Source organism: Nocardia sp. NPDC050710, assembly GCF_040654375.1.
Taxonomy (GTDB): domain Bacteria; phylum Actinomycetota; class Actinomycetes; order Mycobacteriales; family Mycobacteriaceae; genus Nocardia.
The window spans coordinates 1-3,298 of record NZ_JBFAHV010000061.1 but is presented as its reverse complement, the minus strand read 5'-3'; the positions used below and the strand labels follow the sequence as shown (position 1 = coordinate 3,298).

The following is a 3,298-nucleotide window of genomic DNA, read 5'->3' as shown; positions in this document are numbered from 1 at the left end:
CATCACCTCCGCGGCGCACTTCCTCCAGGAGGACAAGGGCGAAGAACTCGCCGCAGTTGTCGTCGACTTCGTCCGCGCGACCGCGCGATAGGTTCGGTTGCTCCGCGACGTGATCTCCAGCAGGTCTGTACCAAACCGGACCAGGCCCAGATGCGGTCGGCGGCGTGCGGTCGGGTGAGCACGAATGCGATGAGCAAGCGGCGGATCTCCGGTAGCGTGCGGGCGCTCGTTCCTTCTTCAATGTCGGCGAGTCCCCCTTTGCAGCAAGGGTTTTCGCCGTGGCGAGCCAAGCAAGTGCGAGTATCGACAGGGTGATGTGGGCATACCAGGCGCGTCATTTGCGGACTTGGTAGTGGCCGAGCCCGGTCTCGCCTTCGGCCCGCTGAAACGCTTCTTCCACGTGCCAGCGCGACCCCGCGGCGGCTGCACCAGCAGTGGCCAGATGAGGTTGCGCACAAAGCTATTGCCTGTTTTTCCGAGGTCGGCCCGCCATTGGTCTCCGATCCCGGCCGGTGATCGCCGCGTCGGCCGGGTGGTGTTTCCCTGCTCGGCGTTCCGTATCGGGGTTGATCTGGGCTCACAGTGCGTTCGTCGACCCTCCTTTCCCGTGGCCCCCCGTTGGCGTTCCAGAAATGGAGTCGAGTAGTTGGGTGAGCACCTGGCGGTCGTCCGGAGCTAGACGGTCGGTATAGGGCGCGAGGGCCACGCGGATCTCCTCCTGCACCCGTTGCGCGAGTTCGCTGCCCATCGGAGTGATGAACACGTCGACCACCCGGCGATCCACAGGCGACTTCCCCCGCGCCACGAGGCCTCGGCGCTCGGCCCGTTCGACCAGGCCGGACATCGTGGACTTGTCCAGCCCCAGGAACGCCGCCAGATCGGTCATGCGCGGTCGGCGGTCGCGCAGCAGGCCCAGCAGCCGCAGTTGGGTGAGGGACAGATCGTGCTCCGAACCGATGCGGGTGAGCACGGCCATCACCCGGAATGACGTCCGGACGAGAGCGTCCTCGAGCGCGTCGTCAGATCCCATGCCGAGATCCTACTTGACATGGTTTGTATTACCAACCAAACTCGATTTAGTTTGTACTACCAATCAAATACGAGGAGTTGCCATGCACGCCGCTGTTGTCACCAGCTTCGACGCGCCCCCGCGGTACAGCGAGTACCCCGCCCCCGTCGCCCGGGGGGAGAACGAGATGGTCGTGGACGTTCTCGCGGCAGGTTTGCACCAACTGGTCAGGGCTCGGGCCAACGGCACGCACTACAGCAGCACCGGCACGTTCCCGTTCGTTCCCGGCGTCGACGGCGTCGTACGCGACCAGCACGGAAATCTCAGGTACGCGGCACTGGACGACAGCGACCTGGGCACGCTCGCCGAGCAGACGGTGATCGACCCCCGCCGCAGCGTGCTACTGCCGGACGACGCCGACCCGGTGCGCATCGCCGCCGCGATGAACCCGGCAATGTCGTCCTGGGTCGCGCTGCGCCGTCGTATCGCGTTCCGGGAGGGTCAACGTGTCCTCGTCCTCGGTGCCACCGGCAGCGCCGGGGGCATGGCGGTGCAGATCGCCAAACGGTTCGGTGCCGCATACGTGATCGCCGTCGGACGCAACGCTTCCCGGCTCGCCGCGCTGCACGACCTCGGCGCGGACGAAGCGGTGACCTTCGAGCAGGTCGACCGCGCCGCCGACGTCGACATCGTCATCGACTACGTGTGGGGAGAACCGTCCACCCGAGCGATGACCGCGATGATCACCGCCCGCCGCGACCGCAGCGCTCCGCTGGACTGGATCCAGATCGGATCCGTCGCCGGTCAGACGATTCCTGTCGACTCCTCGCTGCTGCGCGCGTCCAGGCTACAGATCTGCGGCAGCGGTATCGGCTCGGTCTCGGCCCGCGACTTCCTCGCGGAGTTGCCGGAACTCGCCGTCGCGGTGCACACCGACGCGATCGCCGTGCGGGCCCGTCCCGTGCCCCTCGCTCAGGTCAGCGAGACTTGGAATGCCCGAACCGACGACCGCGTCGTTTACGTCCCGTAGCGCACCAGCCCTCCAGTCCCGCTGAGCAGACGGCCGGTTCTGTGCAGCCTGCAGCGCGAGGGAACCGAATCGAGTCCTCGAGGGTTCGGCGAATCCGATTGGCTGGCCAAGTGTTCGAACAGCTCCACAATCTGCAGGAGATGGTCGAGATCGTCGAATCGTCCGGACGCGACGTAGGCTCGCAGTCGCTCGCTCGAAATGTTGATAGCGATCCGAGCGCGGTCGCTGAGCGGTCCGGACGATCCACGATCGTAGTCAACGGGATAGGTGGTGACGTGGATGGTTCCGTACGGGGTCTCGAAGGTCTCAGTCATGCGGGCGACATCGGAGCCACCGCCGGTGAACGGGACCAACTCCTCGGTCCGTGTACGGTTCGCAGCATCGACCGTACGCAGGGCACGGGCCAGTCGGTTCAGATTGTCACCGTGCGAGAGTGCCTGTGGCCGTAGCGATTCGTCCCGATGACCGCGGTCGTAGCGTTGCGCGGCCTCATGCGTGATGAAACCGACGAAGTCGTAGCGATGATTCGGAAACCGGTATCTTTCATCACGGAGGCCATGTGGTTCGGTGACCAACGGAAAGTTGGCCCCTTCTCTTCTAAGCGGAGCGAAGGACCTCATCGGTACGCTCGTGAGCATGGGCGGGGACTTGTTATTGCTGATCGCCACCATCGGCCCGTTGGCACTGTTCGGGTGGGCGGCTATTCGGGCGAAGCGCCGCGGCCTCGGGGGGTCGTTCGTCGGGCCGTTTCAGGAGATGTTTGATCCCAGCGCGGCGCGAGCACAGATCGTCATCGAGGAGATCGCGGAACTGCCGGATCCTGCGGACTCCGGTGACCCGGATAACGACGACGATGCGCCGAACACAGTGGTGTATAAGGGTGTTCGGCTCTACATCAACCCTGATAAGGCTCTGCGGCGCGGAGGTGACGGGACCACCAGGCGAGCTGGGTGAGCACCCGCCCGGCCAACTCCGGCAACGCCGACCTCGACGCGGTCGCATTCCTCGAAGACCTATACCAGGCCTGAAACACCCCGCCGATACACCAGACAAGGCGTCCCCAGTTTCACCGCCCGAACAGCCGTCCGACCCTCACACCGCTCCGCCGAATTCACCGTCCGGTGGTGCCAGGGTTCACCGCCCTAGCCACTCGGGTCACTCGCTCATCGGCTACTTAACACTGGTGCCAGGGCCTGATCCCGGCCAGGATCGGGTCCAGGTACCCGGTGAGAAGCTCCCAAATCGGCTGCCCACCAGTG

4 protein-coding genes and 1 pseudogene are annotated in these 3,298 nt (G+C 65.2%); 2 read left to right on the top strand and 3 right to left on the bottom strand.

Annotated elements, in window-relative coordinates:
- Positions 1-247: 247 nt before the first annotated feature.
- Together AB0H61_RS38970 and AB0H61_RS38965 are read right to left on the bottom strand one after the other, a co-directional pair.
- Positions 248-418 (bottom strand): annotated as a pseudogene (locus tag AB0H61_RS38970) (IS701 family transposase); the annotation flags it as partial.
- A 159-nt stretch (positions 419-577) separates the two neighbouring features.
- A complete protein-coding gene (locus AB0H61_RS38965; protein WP_357313958.1) occupies positions 578-1,030 on the bottom strand; it encodes a MarR family transcriptional regulator in 453 nt (150 codons plus the stop codon).
- Positions 1,031-1,112: 82 nt separating this feature from the next.
- Here AB0H61_RS38965 and AB0H61_RS38960 point away from each other — a divergent pair, with 82 nt between their 5' ends.
- Entirely contained in the window at positions 1,113-2,039 is a 927-nt protein-coding gene (locus AB0H61_RS38960) for a zinc-binding alcohol dehydrogenase family protein (protein ID WP_357313956.1), read from the top strand.
- Here the strand turns inward: AB0H61_RS38960 and AB0H61_RS38955 are convergent.
- On the bottom strand, positions 2,027-2,659 hold the full coding sequence (locus AB0H61_RS38955; RefSeq protein WP_357313953.1) for a hypothetical protein: 633 nt from the start codon (positions 2,657-2,659) through the stop codon (positions 2,027-2,029). The genes AB0H61_RS38960 and AB0H61_RS38955 overlap by 13 nt on opposite strands.
- 16 nt (positions 2,660-2,675) lie before the next feature.
- On the opposite strand from AB0H61_RS38955, the gene AB0H61_RS38950 reads away from it, so the two are divergent.
- Complete coding sequence (locus AB0H61_RS38950; protein WP_357313951.1) at positions 2,676-2,993, top strand: hypothetical protein; 318 nt, start codon at positions 2,676-2,678, stop codon at positions 2,991-2,993.
- Positions 2,994-3,298 lie beyond the last annotated feature (305 nt).

Coding starts and splice junctions, on each gene's coding strand:
- AB0H61_RS38960 (WP_357313956.1), top strand. CDS start 1,113: ATGCACGCCGCTGTTGTCACCAGCTTCGACGCGCCCCCGCGGTACAGC.
- AB0H61_RS38950 (WP_357313951.1), top strand. CDS start 2,676: ATGGGCGGGGACTTGTTATTGCTGATCGCCACCATCGGCCCGTTGGCA.
- AB0H61_RS38955 (WP_357313953.1), bottom strand. CDS start 2,659: ATGAGGTCCTTCGCTCCGCTTAGAAGAGAAGGGGCCAACTTTCCGTTG.
- AB0H61_RS38965 (WP_357313958.1), bottom strand. CDS start 1,030: ATGGGATCTGACGACGCGCTCGAGGACGCTCTCGTCCGGACGTCATTC.